Below are 19432 nucleotides of genomic sequence, written 5' to 3' on the forward strand. Positions count from 1 at the left end.
ACATTACTCTCTAAATCCCGAGAGATAGCACCTAATATTTCCAAATCCCTCCTTTCTCGTTCAATATTCGTCTAATTGTACATCATGATCCAAGCAATCAAGCGGCAAGATCTGCAACCACCGTTAAGTAGGCGCAATTCGGTCAAGGGCATACATGAAACGAATCACTTATTTCAGAAGCCCCTTGAAACAATAAGCAATTCTCCCTTTCCTTTCAATAACTCAAATCTGAATAAAGAGACAAAAAGAACAGGAACCGCCTGATTAAGACGATTCCTGTTCTTTTTATTTTTGACAAGACGAGAGGGAGGGTTTCCCCACTTCTTACATAGCTTATAAAAACAGTTTGAAATCCAGAAAAAAGGCTATGAGGATACCACCTCGGATGGTCGCCACTTTCTTGAAATCTCTTCAATATGATGAGGTGCCGTTCTGCAGCAACCTCCAATCAAACGTGCCCCTGCATGGTGCCATTCTTCGGATTTCAGGTCGAACTTGTTACAAGATTCTTGACCATGCCATGTTTTGGTATCCGGATTATAAGTTTCACCAGAATTCGGATAAACAATAATTGGTTTTTTCGTGTTTGCACTCAACACATTGATAGCTTCCGTGACAACTGATACTGGTGCACAGTTAATGCCAATCGCTGCAATTTGCTCATTTTCCTCAAACAACCTCGTACACTCCTCCAGCAATGTACCGTCACTTATCGCTTTCTCATTTTTCAAGGAAAAGGATAGCCAAGCATACACTTCTGGATAATCTTTCAATAATGAATCCAATACTTTTGCTTCTTGAAGGGATGGAATCGTTTCAAATGCTAAGAGATCAGCACCTGCTTCAATCAAAGCTGATATTCTTGGGCGATGAAATTCTACTAAGGTTTCATCTGAAACACCATAGTTTCCTACATATTCTGAACCATCTGCAAGGTAGGCCCCATAAGGTCCAACTGATGCAGCAACCAATGGCTTGGGTCTATTTGTTTGCGTTTCATCCTTCCAATAATCATCCCTTGCTTTCCTTGCGAGTAACACCGTTTTCCGAATTAACTCCATGGCCTCTTTTTCTTGTATCCCACGCAGGGAGAAACCTTCAACGGTGGCTTGGTAGCTTGCAGTTATCGCACAGTCCGCTCCAGCACGAAAATAAGCAGAGTGAACCTTATAAATCACTTCTGGATTTTCAAGTAATACTCGTGCAGACCACAGGGGATCGTCCAAATCACATCCATACCGCTCAAGCTCTGTAGCTAGAGCTCCGTCCAGAATCATGACTGAATGATCTCGTAAAATAGCGTCAATTGGGTTTATTTTATTCTTCATGATTTTACTCCTCTTTTCTTTGAAGATTGTGTAATATAATAAGTTCCATAGCAAAACAAAATAAATGGAATACCACAATAAAGTGCTATCCGTTGTGTAGGGTCAAAGGCAATTCCTATACAAGAAGCAAGACAGAGCATGAAAGAAACGATTGGTACGAACGGATATAATGGTGTACGATAAGCCAAATCATTTACTGAATTTCCTTCTTTTATAAAACGTCTTCGGAATAGGAACTGTGAAGCGCTAATACTCATCCAAACTACAACCACCGCTAGACCCGAAATGGATACAAGGACGATATACACCGTATCCGGTGCAATAATACTCGAAAACAAGGCTAAACCACCACCCAACATACTGAAAATGACTGCATTTATCGGAACACCTCTTTTTGTTAATTTTGCAAATATAGGTGATATCGTTTTCTTATCTGCAAGGGACCAAAGCATTCTGGAAGAGGCATATAGACCTGAGTTTGCAGCAGACAAAATGGCAGTTAAAATAACAAAGTTCATGATATCCGCTGCATATGGCACTCCAATTCGTTCAAGTACTGCAACAAAGGGGCTCTCTAATACACTTGCATCCGAAACAGGCAATAATGCGGATAATACAACGATGGTTCCTACAAAAAAGATGATCAATCTCCATAATGTCATGCGGATTGCCTTTGGTATCGTTTTTTCTGGATTCACAGTTTCTCCAGCTGCAATTCCGATTAATTCAGTTCCAGAAAATGCGAAATTCACCGCAAGCATCGTCATTATAATGGCAAAAGCACCATTCGGAAATAAACCTGCACTTGTAAAATTGGAAAATAGCGGTGCTGATTGTGAGTTAGTCATTGGAATAAAACCTACCATTGTCGCTGCTCCCAAAATAATAAATATCACAATCGCAATTACCTTTATAGACGCAAACCAAAATTCGGATTCAGCGAAAAACTTAACGGTCCAAGCATTTAATGCCAAAACCAATATGGCAAATAGAGCACTCCATATCCAGACATTGATTGATGGAAACCATCGCTGCATCAACAATCCTGCAGCCGTGAATTCCGAACCTAGTGCAACAGTCCAGGTTAGCCAATATAACCAGGCTACTGTAAACCCTGTCCCTGGTCCGATGTATTTGGCTGCGTAGCTATGAAACGCACCTGTCTCGGGCATATGTACTGCCAGTTCACCTAGACATAGCATGACTAGATAAACCACTAATGCTCCAATCAGATACGAAAGGATGGTGCCAAACGGGCCAGCCTGCTGAATCGTATAACCCGAACTTAAGAACAAACCTGTTCCAATCACCCCGCCAAGCGATAGCATGATTAAATGCCGTGTTTTCATTTCCCTTTGAAATTCTTGTTTCCTTTTGTTCTCCATTCATACTCTCCTTTATCCTGCATCCAGAAAAAACGAAAACGCACTCTAAAAAGAGTGCGCTACTGACAAATAAAAACGAAACGTACGGTCTTATCTATCAAGGTTTCACCCCCTGGAATTAGCACAGTGTCTTAGCGGACCTGTTGCTGAGGTTTCATAGGGCCAGTCCCTCCACCTCTCTGGATAAGAAATTAATTTTTTATAACTTTATCAATCTATGAAAAAATTGTCAAGTTTTGTTTTGGAATATAAAGAATTCCCTTTACATTCAGACGATTTTGTCACCTCCGGCATGATTGCTTGTTTTGGTACAGTCGCTCACCGTATTAGAATTGCAGATAATGCTAACCGGGAATAATTTTGATATAAAAAAATGACGACATCTTAAAAGATGACGCCTTTTTTTCTTTCTTATCACTTAAGGTCGTTCCATTTCAAATAATTCCCCTAGTTTTGTATAAGTATGACCCGCTAATCTTGCTACAGGTTTAAGCCCATTCTGGTCAATTCGGCCATTATGGTAAATATCTTGCTCTATATGATAGCAGACTATTTTCCCTATCAATAAATCACAACCAGGTTTATCTAGGGAACCTCCCAATGGAATCGCATGCTCTAATCTACATTCAAAGCGTACCTTCGCTTCTTGCAATCCTGGTACGGATACCTTATCACTAACAGCCGTCGTGAAATTGGTCAGGCCCAATTCACTTTCATCCGATGGGAGTTCCTTGGCCGTTCGATTTGCATCAGCAACATTGTTTTCATCAGTGATATGAACAACGAATTCCCCTGATTGAATTGCATTTCGGGCAGTGTCCTTTGAAACTCCTTCTTTCCGTTGAACAGAAATGGAAATCATCGGAGGATTGGAACTGACTATGTTAAAAAAGCTGAACGGCGCTATATTGATGGTACCGGTTTCGGATTGTGTCGTAACCAGAGCTATGGGTCTCGGTATAATGCTTCCAGTCAAAAACTTATAATTTTCCCGTTCAGTCAGACTTTCAGGATTTACTGAAATCATCTTCATTCCCTCTTTCATTCTTATATAAAGTTCTTATGAAACCATGAACCTGCTGCCTCGACCTCTGAACGTGTTAACTGATGACCGTAATTTTCCCAGTGAACTTCCACCGAAGCACCAGCTTGCAATAAAAGTTGATTAAGTTCATCCGTTTCTTCTGCCGGGCAAATCGGATCGTTTTTACCTGCAGCAATAAATACAGGTATTTCTGAGAGTGACGGCATAGCAATCCCGCGTCTAGGCACCATTGGATGATGAAGAATCGCTCCTTGTAGTGCCCCTTCGAAATGGAACATCAAACTTGCCGCTATATTTGCACCATTAGAATAACCTAATGCTACCACTCTGTCACGGTCGAAGTCATATTGTCCGGACGCTAGTTCCAAGAAGTCATTAAGCTCATTCGTACGGAAAATCAAATCTTCTTCATCAAAAACCCCTTCAGCTAACCGGCGGAAAAAACGAGGCATTCCGTTTTCAAGTACATTTCCCCGTACGCTCAATACGGATGAACCCGGTGAAACCATTTCCGATAATGGCAAGAGATCTGTTTCCGTTCCTCCAGTACCATGTAAAAGCAAAAGTAACGGAGCTTCTGGATTACTTCCTTTTTGAAAAATATGCTTCATCATTTATCCTCCTCTAGTACTCTCGGCACTGCCGGCAGTAACGTTTTCTCCATGATTCCCCTTTTTTCTTCCAGCCATGGCGGCAGCATCAATTTACTACCCATCGTTTCCTTCGTCTCATCATGAGCAAAGCCAGGTGGATCTGTGGCAACTTCAAAGAGTATGCCTCCATCTTCCCGGAAATAAATGGCATCGAAGTATTGACGGTCTGTAAATGGGGTCACGCCATAGCCATTGTTACTGATATGTTCTCTCCATTCTTTATGATCTTCATTATCGCTTGCACGCCATGCCAGATGATGGACAGTTCCTACTCCGATTTTCCCATTTGGCAAAACGTTTTTTTTAACATCTATTAAATTTCCGATGTCCGATGTGGATTTGAAGCGGATGAAATCGTCCTCTTCCCCGATCTTTTGAAGGCCCATCACTTCCTCTAATATTTCCATCGTTTTGATCGGTTTTGACGTAAATAATACAGCACCGCCGAATCCCTTGACCGCCTTATCAGCTGGTACACCGCCGAATGACCACTCGCTATTTTTACCTTCTTTACGCTCAACCAGTTCAAGTTGTAAACCATGTGGGTCTTGGAATTTCAGATATTCCTCACCGAAACGTGATGACTTTTCAAAGTCTATATTAAATTTACCCAAACGCATTTCCCAGAAGCCCATTGAACCTTCCGGAATGGCATATGTCGTAATCCCCACTTGTCCAGAGCCAATTGTCCCTCGGTATGCCCCAGGCCAAGGAAAGAAAGTGATGATAGTACCCGGTGAACCTGATTCATCTCCGAAATATAAGTGATAGGTGCCTGGATCATCAAAATTAACGGTTTTCTTCACCATACGCATTCCTAATACTCCAGCATAAAAATCCACATTCTCTTGAGGATTGCCTACAATTGCGGTTATATGATGTATTCCTGCATTTTGCTTTCGCATGCCGATTACTTCCTTTCCCTTTGATTAATTTGTTGATTTAGTATTCAGGGGTTTTAAATTCGATTCAATATCTTTTCTTTTCGATTCTAAAAATGGTGGCAGTGCGAGGTTCTCACCTAGGTGCTCCTCTGCTTCATCCACTGCAAAACCAGGTCCATCAGTCGCTAGTTCAAATAATATGCCATTCGGCTCCCTAAAATATAGTGAACGAAAATAAAAGCGGTCCACATATCCCGAGTTCACGAATTTCGATTCACTAATTTTCTCTATCCATTTTCTCAGTTCTACTTCATTATCCACCCGGAAGGCAACATGGTGTACTCCGCCTCTCCCCAATCGTTCTCGGGGAATGTCATTCCTTTCTTCGACATGGACTTCCGCTCCTGTTCCTCCCTCACCTGTCTCGTAAACGACAATCGGATTTTGCCCCCTAATTGAGGATGGGTATGTGCCTGATTTCCTGAACCCCAATACTTCGGTAAGAACGCTTTGCGTTTGTTCAATATTGGGTACAGTAAGTTTAACTGGTCCTAATCCTATTATGGAAAACTCTTGCGGTACCGGGCTTCCATCCCATGGTAACCCTCCTTGAACGCCTTTATTATCCTGATCGGAAACAAGAAGAAGCCTTTGCCCTTCAGGATCTTTAAAAGAAAGAACCTTCCTTTGAAAACGGGTTGATATTTCATCATGATCAACCTTGGATTCCACAAACCGTTTTTTCCAATATTCGAGTGCTTCATCATCCCTCACCCGTAAAGAAATTTCTGAAATACTATTGTTTCCTTCATGAGTGCGGGCAGCATTGGGAATTTCAAAAAACGTCAGTTCCGTTCCCGGTGAACCAATTTGGTCTCCATAAAATAAGTGATACACCCGAATATCATCTTGATTCACCGTTTTTTTGATTAATCGCATCCCTAATACTTTCGTGTAGAATTCAAAGTTGTTTCCCGCTCTAGCTGTAATCGCCGAAACATGATGTAATCCTTTTAATTCCATCCGTACCACTCCTATCTTTATAAATCTCCCCTTAAGGAGATGAATTATCCGCCAATAATATCTCGAATTCGAGGTATCTAATCTGTTATACACAACACTTTTAATAAAAATATCTTGAATTAAAGATAAACGACATTTATATATTTGTCAACCATTCCTGATTCAAATATTTCAAACCATTCACTTAATAAAATAATAATATCAGGTCAAAATAAGTCGGTATAATTAATGGAGGTGTGATATATGGCTAAAGATTTTTCAAGTGCAATTGAAGATAGGCGCTCATATTATTCCCTTAGCAAGGAAAGTGTCGTCCCTAATAAAAGGATTAAGGAAGTTATCGATCATGCCGTTCAATATTCCCCTTCCGCTTTCAACTCACAAAGTGCAAGAGTGATTGTTTTAACCGGGAAAAGCCACGACCAATTATGGGATATCACAAAAGAAACATTAAGAAAAGCAGTCGGTGACAAAGATTTTGAAAAAACGGAAGAAAAAATGAAGTCATTTAAAAATGGTTATGGTACGGTTTTATTCTTTGAAGATCAGGCCATTTTAGAAAGGCTTCAAGAACAATTCAAAACGTATGCCGAAAACTTCCCGATTTGGTCTAACCAATCATCTGCCATTTTACAATTTGTCGTATGGACTTCCTTGGAAATTGAGGGGTTTGGTGCAAGTCTTCAGCATTATAATCCTTTAATCGATGACGAGGTGAGAAAGACATGGGATATATCAAGCGATTGGAAACTCATCGCACAGATGCCTTTTGGAAGACCCACTGCAGAGCCTGGCGATAAAGACGTCTCACCACTTGAAGAACGAGTGAAATATTATCAATAATACATTAGGGCCGGCTCTACATACTGAGCCAGCCCATACTTTTATTTCACTTTAATAATCTGGGAAAGTCGCAAAGAATTTTGAAAATATCAATGACGCAAAGCCCATAAATTCTACAACCGGCATGATTTTATTATACTCATTGTCGTTCAAAACGTACATTTCGCACCCCCCTAGTAACCTATTGAATTGGGGAAGAACGCCCTGGTAGCCATTCCTTCAAATAAGATGGGAGTTCACCCGAATATTGTTTTGCAGCATGTCCACTTTTCAGTAGACTGAATGTCTTATCCTTGCATTTTAAATGCTCCATTACCGGATAAATCATTTCCTGTGGGACCAATCGATCATACTTACTAGCTATGACCAAAACACTAGCATCAATTTTTGATAGCTTCGCTTTTTTTCCCCTTACCTTGAAACCACCATTAACCAAGCTATTTTTTATCAAAAGTTCTTTGGTTATTTGTTTTGCGGCTGCTCCGGATAATGGTACATGCCCATTAGCCCAAGCATTGAAACGGCGCCAATTTTGGACGTATTCCTCATCATCCGCTTGATTCAATAAAGATAAATAGGGTGATAAATAGATTGGAGATGTAATTAACCGGATTCCATATTTGACTGCACTGGCTGGGATCGTTTGATAAATATCGATCGTCTCGTCAAAATTCGCGGTACCTTCCTTTAACGCTTCCTGCCATTTATCAAAAAATTCTGAGGCACTGAAATCTACCGGTGTAACGGAGAGGATCAAATTCTTGATTGGCTCGTCTGCAATGGCAGCATATATTGCGGCTATTGTACCGCCGAGGCAAAATCCCATAACTGTAATTTCTGATGCTCCAGAGTTGCGTAATGCACGCTGCACCCCTTTTTGAATATAATCGATGATATAATCTTCGATCGATATTTCACCATCTTCAAAGCCCGGGCTTCCAAAATCAAGCAAATACACATCAAAACCTTCATTTACAAAAGATTCTATTAAACTATTCCCTGGGGACAAATCAAGAATCAAAGGAGTATTGATTAGTGAATATATAAGAAAAACCGGTACATCATATTTTTTTTGTGCTGACGGATAATACCAAAGCGTTGATTTATTTTTTTTCCACACCGCTATTTTCGGCGTCAGTCCCACTTCAGGCATTGGCTGATTGGGAATATCCATTAAATGTTTCCATTTAGTTATGGATTCGGATTGATTTTTTTGCACTTTCCGCTTAGCCATTTGAATTCCCCTGTCCAATTGAATCGAACTCAGGCAACTGTGCACTTAACAATAAAGATTTATTTATAAAATCCGATATCCTTTTTTTACTCCCTTCCATTTCATTGGATTCCAATCTTGATTTCTTTTTCATACTGCGCGATGAATTGGCATTCCGTTTATTGTGTAATGAAGAATTACCTTTGACAGTCCCTTCTCTATCCTCAACAAGTGTATAGACCAGCTCTTCTAACCTATCAATCTTTTCTTCGAGCTGGATGATTAATTTCGCTACACTCGCCACATCTTTTTTTGTTGGATAATTCATAATGATGGACATTCTTTCTGATTCTTCCTGCATCCTATTTATTCTTGGAATCTGCATTTGTGCATTATCGCTTATTCTTTCTATTAACTCACGATTATTTAGCAAATCCTTAATTTTATCATTCAGCTGCTGCTCTTTTTGTGTGCCTATCAGTTTAAGTCCTTTTAAAAAATTTGATTTTTCCGCCATATATATCTTCCTTCCTTCTCCTCCGTTTATACTACTGCCGATATTCCCCCGTCAATGATCAAAACATGACCAACCATATAGTCAGATGCCTTTGAGGCTAAAAATACGGCAGCTCCCTTTAAATCATCATCATTGCCAAACCGGCCTGCAGGAGTTTTACCTAATATGTCATAGTTGGACTTTTCAAGAATATTCTTTGTGATCCTAGTCGGGAAAAATCCAGGTGCTATCGCATTGACTTGGATACCGTACCTAGCGAGCTTTACCCCTAAATCCTTAGTCAATGTAATGACGGCACCCTTACTGGTGTTATAAGCTATGGTATCCAATAGCTCTGGAAACGTCCCGCCAAGACCCGACACAGATGCAATATTTATGATTTTTCCGGAATTTTGCTGCTTCATGATCTTCGCTACAGCCTGCGAAAACAGGAAAGTACCTGTAACATTTACATTCAATACTTTTTCCCACTTATCCTTGGGAAGATCAAATAGCGGCCCTGACCAGGACGTGCCGCTATTATTGACAAGAATATCAATCGTACCGAATTGGGCAACCGTTTCCTGTACCACATGATCAATATCACTCTCTTTCGTGATATCACATTCAAAGGCAACTGCCTTAATCCCCATTGATTGCAAGTGTTCGCATACCTCTTTACATAAAGGAAGATTTCGTGAGGCAATGGCTATATTAGCTCCTGCCTCCCCCAACGCCATGGCGATTTGTTTGCCCAGTCCCCTACCGCCACCGGTAATGATTGCCGTTTTATTAGTCAAATCGAACATATTACTCAAAGTAGTCAACTTTTCAGCCCTTCCGTAATGAATTATTATTTATATAACTAATCTATATTATTATAGAAAAGCCTATCCAATATGGTGCTTAAAATAGCCTAATGCCTCTGCCTTTTGTTTGACCAATCTTAACTCGACACCCTGTAATTTTTTTCGTCGTTTGTGAGAAATTCGACCGATCGGGCACATTATTCGGCATTTTCGGAGATTATCCGAACAGATCGACACTTTTTTCGGCCATTTGGAATCTTAATTCGACGATTCAACACTTTCGAGCAAAATCGAATACATAACCTGTTTAATCGTTTACACTATTAGATATAGTAAGGAGGTTAAAAATATGACGTTACATCACTTTCATTTAACCGCGGAATGGCCTGGCGGCAGAAATGATATCGGCACGATTCAATCAGGAAATCTGCAAACACAGATAAGTATCCCTACGGAAATGGAGGGACCAGGGATTGGCACTAATCCCGATGAAATGCTGCTTGGAGCGGCCTCGACCTGCTATATCATTACCTTTGCTGCCATGTTAGAGCGAGCCCATATAGAAAAGGACAGCTTGACCATGCAATCGGAAGCCTTAGTGGATGTTACAAATGGTGTATTCACCTACAAGAAAATCATACATCGCCCTACACTAGTATTAGCACGGGATACATCAGAAAAAGTGGCTGAAAAAGCGAGGATACTTGCTGAAAAAGCTGAAACTTCTTGTATGATTTCAAGAGCGATCAAAGGTAATGTAGCGGTGGAATTGAACGTGACAATTTCCATATCACAACAACCTTGAACAGAAAAAGTGCCTAACCCTATATTGGGTTAGGCACTTTTTGAACTATTGAATTGCGTTCACTTTATTTTCAACCTGGCGGCACACTTCATCAGCCGTTAAACCATTTGCCTCTATGATAGACGCTTTTAATGAAGTATCGCTTATTCCCATCACATTACTTTCCATTCCTGTTACCACACAACAATCCACGTTTTTTGCGTCAGCTTCTTGTTTAATCTCCACAACATCAAAACCTTTTTCACGAAGTGCTTCCTGAATATTCGTTAATGATTCTTCAACACCGATTTTTGACATCAACACACACCTCCTCTACTTTCTAACCTGTCCTTTTTACCTTCAATATATGTATAGGATGCAAAGGAAATAGGGAAAGTAATATCGAGGTGATAAACATGAATGGTAAACATAAGAAAGATGCTTCACAAACTCGTTTAGGTTCTTCTCAGGTAGAGGGACAAGGTACCACTACGAAAGAAACCGGTTCCTTCACTCAACCATCTTCACTTAAAAAGCAAAAGCGTTCATGATAACCTAAACTATCATGGATTTCCGTGTACATGTTACACAAAAAACGCTTGGTTTAACAGCCAAGCGTTTTCCTCTGATTAATCCAATGTAAATGTAACATACCCAGTTTCCTTACTTTCGACCAGGCTCTTTTCTTATAGATTTTGCTTTCTGATTTCCTGTTGGATCTTAAGATCATTCAGGTGATCCCCATCTTTGGCTTTTGAACTCATTTTTGATCTCCCGGCTTCATCCTGGTTTAAATCACTTGCCTTTAAATTATTATCGGGAGCGGCTTGCTCATTCCATTTTGTCATCATGAACTCCTCCTCAGTCCTTTATCCTTCCCAAACCTAAGAATATTCATGAATATACCCCATCGTTTATTGCAAAGATACTAATGGAGGTGGTTTTATTGGAACCAAACAAACCCGGCAATAAGGATGTACCGGATTTTAAAGAGTTGAACGACCGTATCATCAGGGAACCTTCACAGAGTCCCCGTTTAGTAATTAAAACGAATTTGGATGCAAAGAATGTAAATGATGAGAATCCCTATACCGATCGGATCAACAGTGAGGGATTTGCTGATTTTTTTGAGGAATAAAACAAAACCGGCTTAATAAGCCGGTTAATCTTAAAAATATTTTTTCTTCCAAAAAATGAATGCTGTCGCCCCCGCTAAAGTGATGGCAATTAATAATGTAAAGATGAAAGCATACGGATTATGTTCAAATGGCAGTTCCACATTCATTCCGTAAAAACTTGCCACCATCGTCGGGAGCGTCAATATAATTGTCACTGAGGTTAGAAACTTCATGGCATTATTGACATTATTGGAAATAATCGAAGCGAATGCATCCATCATCCCGCTAAGAATCGAGAGATACACTTCTGCCATTTCAATTGCCTGAGCATTTTCGATGATTACGTCCTCAAGTAATTCTTTATCTTCTTCATACATTTTCAAATAATTAAAACGGAGGATCTTATCAAGTACTACCCGATTGGATTTCAATGATGTCGTAAAATAAACGAGGCTTTTTTCCAAAGCCAAGAAAGTATACAGTTCTTTATTTTTCATGGACTGATGCAATTCACGTTCCGCTTCATTCGTCATTTTGTTAATCTGTTTCAGATAACGTAAATAATAAGATGAAATTTCAAATAATAATTGTAAAGCAAACCTTGTTTTCTTATTGGTGAAAAACCCTTTGATCTTATTGTTTTTGAAATTCGCCAATATGGGTGTTTCTTTCAAAGATACCGTAATAAAACAGTCTTTGGTAAAGATCATCCCTATGGGAATCGTTTCAAAGATGGGTAAGTCGGCTTCGCCCCGGGTCAAATATGGAAAATCAACAATTATTAAAACATTATCATCTTCTTTTTCTATCCGAGGCCTTTCCTCATCGTCCAGCGGGTCTTTCATGAAATTGATCGGTAACTTCAAAGTCGTGCATATATAACTTATTTCAGCTTCAGTGGGCGCGACGATATTCACCCAGGAACCTTTTGTCATTTCCTCGATATTATTTAGGTGACGGTTTTCATCCGTCTTGTAGATTTCAATCATTAGTTGACCTCCTCTTCTATAGAGAAAGCCTTATTTACCTTCTTCGAGCAGATACTCAGGGAGAATAACAGTCTCGACTTCTAGCATCATATCGGCTTCCTCTTGCTTTCTGGGTTCAGGATCATAAGAACTGCTGCTCACTCGTATCCACTTCCTTTCGATTCTTTAATCTTAATCCTTATTCTTTTAAAGCACAATAACGAATTTACCACCTTGAATACCTGGTTTAAAATTCGTAATTATCTGTTTTTTTACCGATAAAATAAAGGGATAAAAAAAACGCTTGGGAATCCCCAAGCGATTTTTGATTATCCATGCTTTGCATTATTATAATAGTGAACACCATACATGGCGCCTTCATCCACCATTTTATTATCTTCATGATCATATGGATCAGGGTGACCTGCCTTTTCAATTACAGGGTCTAGCTCTGAAGCCTTCCTATTCCAACAGCTTAATGTCTTATCTTTTGCATTGGACCATATGCCCTTCACTTTTACTCTGTTCGTTTTATTTGATAAAAATGAGACTCCGGCAACTCCGACTCCTAGTAATAATGCGTTTCTTCCTAATGCCATCATTACCTTCCCCCTTTTTATTGGATTGATATATATATACCCAATGCCAGTTAATGTAAACCTTTATTTATATGGAGGCTTTTGATAAAAGAAATTAGGTTTCATTATTTCATTGTCATACGGCTTATGAAAAACGTGCGTCGTAGCTGGAGACACCGGTGGAATTAACCATGTCCAGTCCCCTGTTACTTTCCGGTCACACGAAGTTTCTTTTTCTTCGAATTTCTTGAACTGTTTAGCTGCAGTATGATGATCAACAATGCTGACTCCATGTTTTTTAAATGAATGTAGGACGGCATCATTCAGTTCGATCAAGGCTCGATCTTTCCATAAAGTCGAATCACGCTTAATATCCAAGCCCATCCTCTCCCCGATTGCTGGAAGCATATTGTAGCGTTCTTCATCAGCAAGGTTTCTGGCACCAATCTCCGTTCCCATGTACCACCCATTAAATGGTGCAGCTGAATAGGTAATACCGCCAATTTCTAGCCTCATACCAGAAATGATTGGAACTGCATACCATTTGATTTGAAGATCTTTGAACCATTTAAGCTCCGGGTGTGTGATTGGCACTTCTTTAACGAGACTTTCAGGAATTTCATGAAAATTAGGCGTTTTCCCTTCCAATTGGACTACAATGGGTAATATATCGAAAGGTCCAAATTTCCCTTCCCATCCCAATGCCATACATTTCTTAGTGAATTCTATTGAACTTGAATCGCCAATTACACCATTTTCCGTCTCATATCCAGCATAACGAATAAGCTGATGATTCCAAATATCCAATTTTCCATCATGATCTTTCTGTTTGAAAATTGTAATCACTGGCCTGATGTTTCCATTATTCGTAGCAAAGTCGATATGCTCATACAGAGCCGATACAATTTCTTGTTCGCTTTGAATCATCCTTTTATCAATCACCCTCAGCGACTCCCAAAAAAAGCGACCGATGCAGCGATTACTATTACGCCAAGCTAATTTAGCACCATATACTAATTCTTCATATGTATGTTCATATCTGTCTGTTTCATTAATTTCCCTTTTGATTTGTTCAACCCTGTCATTTATTTCTTCTTCCGTTTTCAACAATTCCGGATAGCTTGTCCTGATAAAGGATACGGCCTCTTGCAGTAAATCACTCATCTTTCCCACGGATCCTTCCATTTGCATAACTTTGACTTCCATAATAAAGTAACATATTTTTCATAGTATCTCTAAATGAACACATTTTTTAAAGAGCATATCTTTTTAAAATGTGGCAATTCCGAGGCGGAATTTTTTTGTTGATACTTAAAGTAAGCTTATAAATTTCTTATACCATAACATCTCTAGTAACTAAATAATAATCGGTAAAGTTGTTACCTAAGAGGTAAATGCATTATAATATAATAATAATGGGGTGATATGATGAATAATACGACACTTTGTCCACGCTTTGAAAAAGGAATGCAAATCTTGAGTAAACGCTGGACTGGATTGATTGTCAATCAATTGCTTAATGGCCCTCAACGGTTTTGTAATATTGAATCTGCCTTCCCGATCAGCGGCAGGATTCTTTCTGAACGTTTAAAGGACTTGGAAATTGAAGGCATTGTAAAAAGGGACGTATATCCAGAGACACCGGTCAGGATTGAATATTCTTTAACTGAAAAAGGCAAGGCTCTTGCACCGGTAATGAACGAAATCCAAAAATGGGCACAAGAATGGCTCGAACCAATACAGAATCAATGAAATAGGCATTTGAAGAAAAGGGGGAAAGGTCGCCAGCTGGCGGGCTTTCCCTTTTTTATATCTTGCATTTGTTTAAGCGCCTGCGACAAGTGGTATATTTTTTACAGATAGAATAACACTAGGGTTATTCCAAATTGTATGGGCGGTGAATTCATGAAGCAAGCAGATTGCATTATTATTGGTGGCGGTATAGCCGGTATTCAGGCAGCCATCCAGCTCGGAAGATATAAACATGATATTATCGTCATTGATTCTGCTCAAGGCCGCTCTTCCATAGCAAAGGCTTACCATAACATTCTTGGGTGGCCAGACGGGGTAAGCGGCAAACAATTAAGGACTCTGGGCAGACAGCACGCAGAAAAATTCGGTGTCGAATTCTTCGATGATACTGTGACATCACTTGAAAAAAAGCAGGACAAGTTTTTTATCCAAACAAAGAATGACATGGAATATCAAGCAAAAATGATTTTTCTCGGTACTGGCATCACTGATAACATCCCTCCAATCAAAAACATCTATCCAACTCTTGGGACATCCACTTATATATGCCCTGACTGTGATGGGTATGAGATCATGGATAAGCAAACCGTGGTCCTAGGAGGCGGAAATACAGGTGCAGGTATGGCCCTTACTCTACTATATTGGTCAAAAGATATCATTTACGTAAATCACTTGAAATCAAAAATTGATGATAAATATCGGGAAAAGTTAGAGGAAAACCAGATTCCCGTATTTGAAGAGGAAGTCGTAGAGGTTCATGTGGATGCCAAACAGCAGTTAACCGCAATACAATTAGTTTCTGGTAAAATAATTGAAGCTGAAAAGGCATTCACTGCATTTAAAGGGAACAAACTCAATAATGGCCTCGCCCTACAATTAGGTGTGCAAGTAAACGAAAACAATCATGTCGTGATTCATCCCCGCACTAAAGAAACGAATATTAAAGGAGTCTGGGCTGGCGGCGACCTTGTTGCCCATTCCGAACAAGTCACCATATCGATGGGGGACGGGACCCAAGCAGCTATTTGGATTCATAAGAGACTGATGGGACAGCCACTTCCTTATGATTAACAACCTATTGGAAAATTCAAAGGGCGACCTGTTTACCAGGCCGCCTTTTTCATTCATATTAATAAACTTTTTTGTCTAAGCCTTCTTTTATTAATCTACATTCGTTTCCTACCTTTAAAAACATTGACCAGAATGAGAATGACCGCGATGATAAGCAAGATATGTATAAACCCTGCAGCCACTTTAAAGACTAAACCAAGAACCCATAATAATATTATTGCACCAATAATTGTCCAAAGCATAATAATCTCCTTTCCTTCCCTTCTCATATTCGATCTTTCATAATGAGAAGTTCCTTCAAAATTTTCAGCTTATATTTAAATTACCCATATCTTTCTGTAACAAACCCTTTAGTGGGTGAACCCAAAAATATTACATAAAACTGTAAATGCTGTAAATGATAATAAATAATTAAGGAATCTTCCAATTGATAACCCCTTAAGGAAGAACTACAGATCTTTGAAGTTAGGCAAAAACTAAAGAAGGAGTCGTTCATTCATGAAAAAGTTTTTAGTCATCTGTTTAACAGCCTGTTCCCTATTCTTAGTTAACCTGGATCACCCGTCTGCACAGGAAAATAAAACAAAACCGGAAAGTGTACAATTCACTGATGCTCAAAAATCGGAAATCGCCAAGATCCAAAAGCAGATACTCGCGGACAAAAAGAAATTGATTGAAAAATATGTGGAGTATGGCGCGCTTTCGAAAGAAGAAGCCGATAAAATGGTTTCACATTTTGAAAAACATTATAAAATGATGGAAGAACATAATTTTCAAATTCCTCCGCACCGTCCACATACACGACACATGCATAAGTGATTCTATGTTCTTTACCTATATAGCATGATAATCCGTCCAATAAAATGGCCGGATTTTTTTTCATTTCTTTCGTCCTTGATAAATAAACCTTACGCGTTTACCATTTACTAAAGGATTTATATTTCCCTATAGCGAAATACATAACTATGAGAAATGAAAGGGTGAAAAGGATGAACAAAATAGGTATTACAGCAAGAGACTTATTTCACTTGAAATCAGTGACCGACCCAAAGCTATCACCGGATGGCAGCATGGCGGTTTTTGTCCAAACTAGAATTGATGAAAAAACGGAAAAATACATTTCCAATCTATTTATGTTCAGCCTGATTACGAATGAAACAAAGCAATGGACGTTTGGGGATAATCGTGATACATCACCTGCCTGGTCACCGGACGGCAAACATATCGCCTTTATATCAGACAGATCTGGAAAAAAGCAAGTCCATATCATTGGGAGCATTGGTGGGGAAGCTCGCCAGCTGACCCATTTCGTTAACGGAGTAACCAAACCTATTTGGTCTCCTTGTTCCACCAAGCTTTTGCTTTCTACCGGGCTAAAAGAGGGCGAAAACCTTAATACGGTTAAGGAAAATGATTTGTCCAATGAAGTTCATAGGTATGACCGGATTAAGTACAAATGGGATGGTAGAGGTTATTTCGATCAATTATATCAGCAGCTCGTAATAGTGGATGTTTTTAATGACGAATCCATATTGCTAACGGAAAACAATATCGATCACCACCCGAACGCATGGTCCCCTGACGGTCAGCATATTGCATTCATAAGCGGGGATGCAGAAAAAAGTGATGTTGAACTATTTTCTGATATTTTCATCATGGCCCTTGAAACGAACTCTCTTCAGAAGATAACGGATAGTACAGGTTTCTTTAGAGATCCGAAGTGGTCTCCAAATGGCGAATACCTTTCCTTCATTGGCCATAATAAAGATTTTGCCGGTGCCACCTTTTCAAATATTTGGTTGTACTCCATATTGGATCAATCGATTCAGTGTTTAACCGATGGTTGGGATGTTCAAATTGGAGATTCCGCAATTGGGGATTTCCAAATCGGAGCAGTCGACCCAGGCATTTTATGGACAAACGATAGCCAAGGCTTTTACTTTTTAATAAGCGATTACGGAAATACTGGAGTATATTATGGTTCCATTGAAGGAGCTATGTATCCATCCATACTTGATCCGCAGCATATATACGGACTGACTATAGATCCCGAAAGCCATCGTGCCGTCGTGGCGATTAGTACACCTGTTCATCCAGGTGACCTCTTTGCCTATAACCTTACTAATGGGGAAAAAGAACAAATCAGTTTTGTTAATGAAGATTTTTTAAAGGAAAAACATTTGTCCATGGCTGAACCCATTACTTTTCCATCTGTTGATGGACTTACCATCCATGGCTGGATCATGAGACCGACCGATTTTAATGAAAATCAAAAATATCCACTCATTTTAGAAATCCACGGCGGTCCGCATGCGATGTATGCCAATACCTATGTTCACGAATTCCAGACCTTGGCTAATGAAGGGTACACTGTGTTGTTCACTAATCCGCGTGGGAGTGTGGGATATGGTCAAGATTTCGTAAATGCATGCCGAGGCGATTATGGAGGCATGGACTATAAGGACTTAATGGCTGGAGTTGACCATGTTTTAGCAACGTATGATTTTATTGAGCATGAAGATTTGGGGGTATGCGGTGGCAGTTATGGAGGGTTCATGACAAATTGGATTATCGGCCATACCAACCGTTTCAAGGCAGCTGTGACTCAGCGTTGCATTAGTAACTGGCTAAGTTTTTATGGTGTCAGCGACATTGGCTATTATTTTACCGAGTGGGAAATAGGCGGCGATATCGTTAACTCTGCTGAAAAATTGTGGCAGCACTCACCTATAAAATATGTTGCCAATGTGAATACCCCTTTACTTTTACTTCATGGTGAAAAGGATTTCCGTTGTCCCATTGAACAGAGTGAGCAATTTTTTGTCGCTTTAAAACGGCAAAATAAAGAAGCGGTACTTGTTTCCTTCCCGGATGAAACTCATGAAGTATCCCGAAGCGGATCCCCAAAAATGCGCTTGCAACATGTAGAAGAAATAAAAGGATGGTTCAATAAATATTTTTAAAAGAACGAAACTCTGTTAGCTTTGGCTAACAGAGTTTCGTTTTTAGTGTTGGATTTGATCTCTGTCCTCGGAAATTGAGCTTAGTGCATTTCCCGCCATTGAATTTGTCTGATTGTGTACAGCTAGGTCACCTAATGCCACGACTCCGACCAGCTTGTCATTTTCAATTATAGGGAGCCTTCTGATTTGTTCAGTACTCATTAACTCCTCAGCTTGCTCCACTGACATATCAGGGGTGCCTGTAACAAGATCCGTGGAAATAACATCGGTAATTCTAGTCGAATTCGGCTTTTTCTCGGCAACACAGCGGATAACGATATCCCTGTCTGTAATGACACCAACTAAATGGTTATTCTCCAATACAGGAATGACACCAACATCATCATCCTTCATTTTGACTGCTGCTTCATATATATTATCTTCCACAGTGCAACAGTCCACGTCTGTTGTCATAATATCTCTTAATGTAGTCAAGGATATCCCTCCATTTTTCATAAGTTGCTTGTTTATTTTTGACTT

The 19432-nt window shown here is 39.6% G+C and carries 25 protein-coding genes and 1 riboswitch; of the genes, 9 read left to right on the top strand and 16 right to left on the bottom strand.

Going from position 1 to position 19432, the window contains the following annotated elements:
• Positions 1-365 precede the first annotated feature (365 nt).
• Together mmuM and mmuP are read right to left on the bottom strand one after the other, a co-directional pair.
• Positions 366-1328: a homocysteine S-methyltransferase gene (mmuM, locus tag ABIE66_RS15115; RefSeq protein WP_370015303.1), complete on the bottom strand. Its 963-nt coding sequence runs from the start codon at positions 1326-1328 to the stop codon at positions 366-368.
• Positions 1325-2713: an S-methylmethionine permease gene (gene mmuP, locus ABIE66_RS15120; protein WP_370015305.1), complete on the bottom strand. Its 1389-nt coding sequence runs from the start codon at positions 2711-2713 to the stop codon at positions 1325-1327. The genes mmuM and mmuP overlap by 4 nt, the downstream gene beginning before the upstream one ends.
• A gap of 87 nt (positions 2714-2800) precedes the next feature.
• Positions 2801-2903, bottom strand: a riboswitch (SAM riboswitch).
• A gap of 27 nt (positions 2904-2930) precedes the next feature.
• Here mmuP and ABIE66_RS15125 point away from each other — a divergent pair.
• Complete coding sequence (locus tag ABIE66_RS15125) at positions 2931-3071, top strand: hypothetical protein (protein ID WP_370015306.1); 141 nt, start codon at positions 2931-2933, stop codon at positions 3069-3071.
• Positions 3072-3131: 60 nt separating this feature from the next.
• Here ABIE66_RS15125 and ABIE66_RS15130 read toward each other — a convergent pair whose 3' ends face one another.
• The 4 genes from ABIE66_RS15130 to ABIE66_RS15145 are packed head-to-tail and all read right to left on the bottom strand — an operon-like array spanning position 3132 to position 6318.
• The gene (locus tag ABIE66_RS15130) at positions 3132-3740 is read right to left on the bottom strand and encodes a flavin reductase family protein (RefSeq protein WP_370015307.1); all 609 of its coding nucleotides are present in this window, start codon (positions 3738-3740) and stop codon (positions 3132-3134) included.
• A gap of 20 nt (positions 3741-3760) precedes the next feature.
• Positions 3761-4369, bottom strand: a complete 609-nt coding sequence (locus ABIE66_RS15135; RefSeq protein WP_289325313.1) for an alpha/beta hydrolase — start codon at positions 4367-4369, stop codon at positions 3761-3763.
• Complete coding sequence (locus tag ABIE66_RS15140; protein WP_370015308.1) at positions 4369-5316, bottom strand: ring-cleaving dioxygenase; 948 nt, start codon at positions 5314-5316, stop codon at positions 4369-4371. Before ABIE66_RS15140 ends, ABIE66_RS15135 begins: the two co-directional genes overlap by 1 nt.
• A gap of 24 nt (positions 5317-5340) precedes the next feature.
• A complete protein-coding gene (locus tag ABIE66_RS15145) occupies positions 5341-6318 on the bottom strand; it encodes a ring-cleaving dioxygenase (protein WP_370015309.1) in 978 nt (325 codons plus the stop codon).
• 243 nt (positions 6319-6561) lie between these two features.
• On the opposite strand from ABIE66_RS15145, the gene ABIE66_RS15150 reads away from it, so the two are divergent.
• On the top strand, positions 6562-7161 hold the full coding sequence (locus ABIE66_RS15150; RefSeq protein ID WP_289325316.1) for a nitroreductase family protein: 600 nt from the start codon (positions 6562-6564) through the stop codon (positions 7159-7161).
• Between the two features lie 181 nt (positions 7162-7342).
• Here the strand turns inward: ABIE66_RS15150 and ABIE66_RS15155 are convergent, their stop codons facing one another.
• From ABIE66_RS15155 to ABIE66_RS15165, 3 genes are read right to left on the bottom strand one after another with little or no spacing between them, the layout of a single operon-like run.
• Complete coding sequence (locus tag ABIE66_RS15155; protein WP_370015310.1) at positions 7343-8395, bottom strand: alpha/beta fold hydrolase; 1053 nt, start codon at positions 8393-8395, stop codon at positions 7343-7345.
• Entirely contained in the window at positions 8388-8891 is a 504-nt protein-coding gene (locus ABIE66_RS15160) for a hypothetical protein (RefSeq protein ID WP_370015311.1), read from the bottom strand. The genes ABIE66_RS15155 and ABIE66_RS15160 overlap by 8 nt, the downstream gene beginning before the upstream one ends.
• Positions 8892-8917: 26 nt before the next feature.
• A complete protein-coding gene (locus ABIE66_RS15165) occupies positions 8918-9679 on the bottom strand; it encodes an SDR family oxidoreductase (RefSeq protein WP_370015312.1) in 762 nt (253 codons plus the stop codon).
• A 349-nt stretch (positions 9680-10028) separates the two neighbouring features.
• Here ABIE66_RS15165 and ABIE66_RS15170 point away from each other — a divergent pair, with 349 nt between their 5' ends.
• The gene (locus tag ABIE66_RS15170) at positions 10029-10484 is read left to right on the top strand and encodes an OsmC family protein (protein WP_289325319.1); all 456 of its coding nucleotides are present in this window, start codon (positions 10029-10031) and stop codon (positions 10482-10484) included.
• Between the two features lie 45 nt (positions 10485-10529).
• On the opposite strand, the gene ABIE66_RS15175 is transcribed toward ABIE66_RS15170, so the two are convergent.
• Complete coding sequence (locus tag ABIE66_RS15175) at positions 10530-10781, bottom strand: YkuS family protein (RefSeq protein ID WP_289325320.1); 252 nt, start codon at positions 10779-10781, stop codon at positions 10530-10532.
• Between the two features lie 98 nt (positions 10782-10879).
• Here ABIE66_RS15175 and ABIE66_RS15180 point away from each other — a divergent pair, with 98 nt between their 5' ends.
• Positions 10880-11014, top strand: a complete 135-nt coding sequence (locus ABIE66_RS15180; RefSeq protein ID WP_089363323.1) for a YuzL family protein — start codon at positions 10880-10882, stop codon at positions 11012-11014.
• 135 nt (positions 11015-11149) lie between these two features.
• Here the strand turns inward: ABIE66_RS15180 and ABIE66_RS15185 are convergent, their stop codons facing one another.
• Positions 11150-11311 (bottom strand): hypothetical protein, encoded by a 162-nt coding sequence (locus tag ABIE66_RS15185; RefSeq protein ID WP_289316155.1) that lies wholly within the window; start codon positions 11309-11311, stop codon positions 11150-11152.
• A 98-nt stretch (positions 11312-11409) separates the two neighbouring features.
• On the opposite strand from ABIE66_RS15185, the gene ABIE66_RS15190 reads away from it, so the two are divergent.
• Complete coding sequence (locus ABIE66_RS15190) at positions 11410-11601, top strand: hypothetical protein (protein ID WP_289316154.1); 192 nt, start codon at positions 11410-11412, stop codon at positions 11599-11601.
• A 30-nt stretch (positions 11602-11631) separates the two neighbouring features.
• Here ABIE66_RS15190 and ABIE66_RS15195 read toward each other — a convergent pair whose 3' ends face one another.
• The 3 genes from ABIE66_RS15195 to ABIE66_RS15205 form a co-directional block, all read right to left on the bottom strand.
• A complete protein-coding gene (locus ABIE66_RS15195; protein WP_370015313.1) occupies positions 11632-12570 on the bottom strand; it encodes a magnesium transporter CorA family protein in 939 nt (312 codons plus the stop codon).
• A gap of 308 nt (positions 12571-12878) precedes the next feature.
• Positions 12879-13148, bottom strand: a complete 270-nt coding sequence (locus ABIE66_RS15200) for a hypothetical protein (protein WP_370015314.1) — start codon at positions 13146-13148, stop codon at positions 12879-12881.
• A gap of 63 nt (positions 13149-13211) precedes the next feature.
• On the bottom strand, positions 13212-14291 hold the full coding sequence (locus ABIE66_RS15205; RefSeq protein WP_370015315.1) for a nitric oxide synthase oxygenase: 1080 nt from the start codon (positions 14289-14291) through the stop codon (positions 13212-13214).
• Between the two features lie 264 nt (positions 14292-14555).
• Here ABIE66_RS15205 and ABIE66_RS15210 point away from each other — a divergent pair, with 264 nt between their 5' ends.
• Both ABIE66_RS15210 and ABIE66_RS15215 read left to right on the top strand, forming a co-directional pair.
• On the top strand, positions 14556-14879 hold the full coding sequence (locus tag ABIE66_RS15210; RefSeq protein ID WP_252281196.1) for a catDE operon transcriptional regulator CatR: 324 nt from the start codon (positions 14556-14558) through the stop codon (positions 14877-14879).
• 153 nt (positions 14880-15032) lie between these two features.
• Positions 15033-15950 carry an NAD(P)/FAD-dependent oxidoreductase gene (locus ABIE66_RS15215; RefSeq protein ID WP_370015316.1) on the top strand — a complete coding sequence of 306 codons (918 nt, stop codon included), beginning with the start codon at positions 15033-15035 and terminating at the stop codon, positions 15948-15950.
• Positions 15951-16045: 95 nt separating this feature from the next.
• Here ABIE66_RS15215 and ABIE66_RS15220 read toward each other — a convergent pair whose 3' ends face one another.
• On the bottom strand, positions 16046-16192 hold the full coding sequence (locus ABIE66_RS15220) for a lmo0937 family membrane protein (RefSeq protein ID WP_289316149.1): 147 nt from the start codon (positions 16190-16192) through the stop codon (positions 16046-16048).
• Between the two features lie 256 nt (positions 16193-16448).
• Between ABIE66_RS15220 and ABIE66_RS15225 the strand changes: the two genes are divergently transcribed.
• Together ABIE66_RS15225 and ABIE66_RS15230 are read left to right on the top strand one after the other, a co-directional pair.
• Complete coding sequence (locus ABIE66_RS15225) at positions 16449-16769, top strand: YckD family protein (protein ID WP_289316148.1); 321 nt, start codon at positions 16449-16451, stop codon at positions 16767-16769.
• A 170-nt stretch (positions 16770-16939) separates the two neighbouring features.
• A complete protein-coding gene (locus tag ABIE66_RS15230) occupies positions 16940-18913 on the top strand; it encodes a S9 family peptidase (protein WP_370015318.1) in 1974 nt (657 codons plus the stop codon).
• Positions 18914-18955: 42 nt separating this feature from the next.
• Here the strand turns inward: ABIE66_RS15230 and ABIE66_RS15235 are convergent, their stop codons facing one another.
• A complete protein-coding gene (locus tag ABIE66_RS15235) occupies positions 18956-19387 on the bottom strand; it encodes a CBS domain-containing protein (protein WP_289316146.1) in 432 nt (143 codons plus the stop codon).
• Between the last annotated feature and the right edge of the window lie 45 nt (positions 19388-19432).

Source organism: Peribacillus sp. B2I2 (assembly GCF_041261685.1).
GTDB lineage: Bacteria > Bacillota > Bacilli > Bacillales > DSM-1321 > Peribacillus.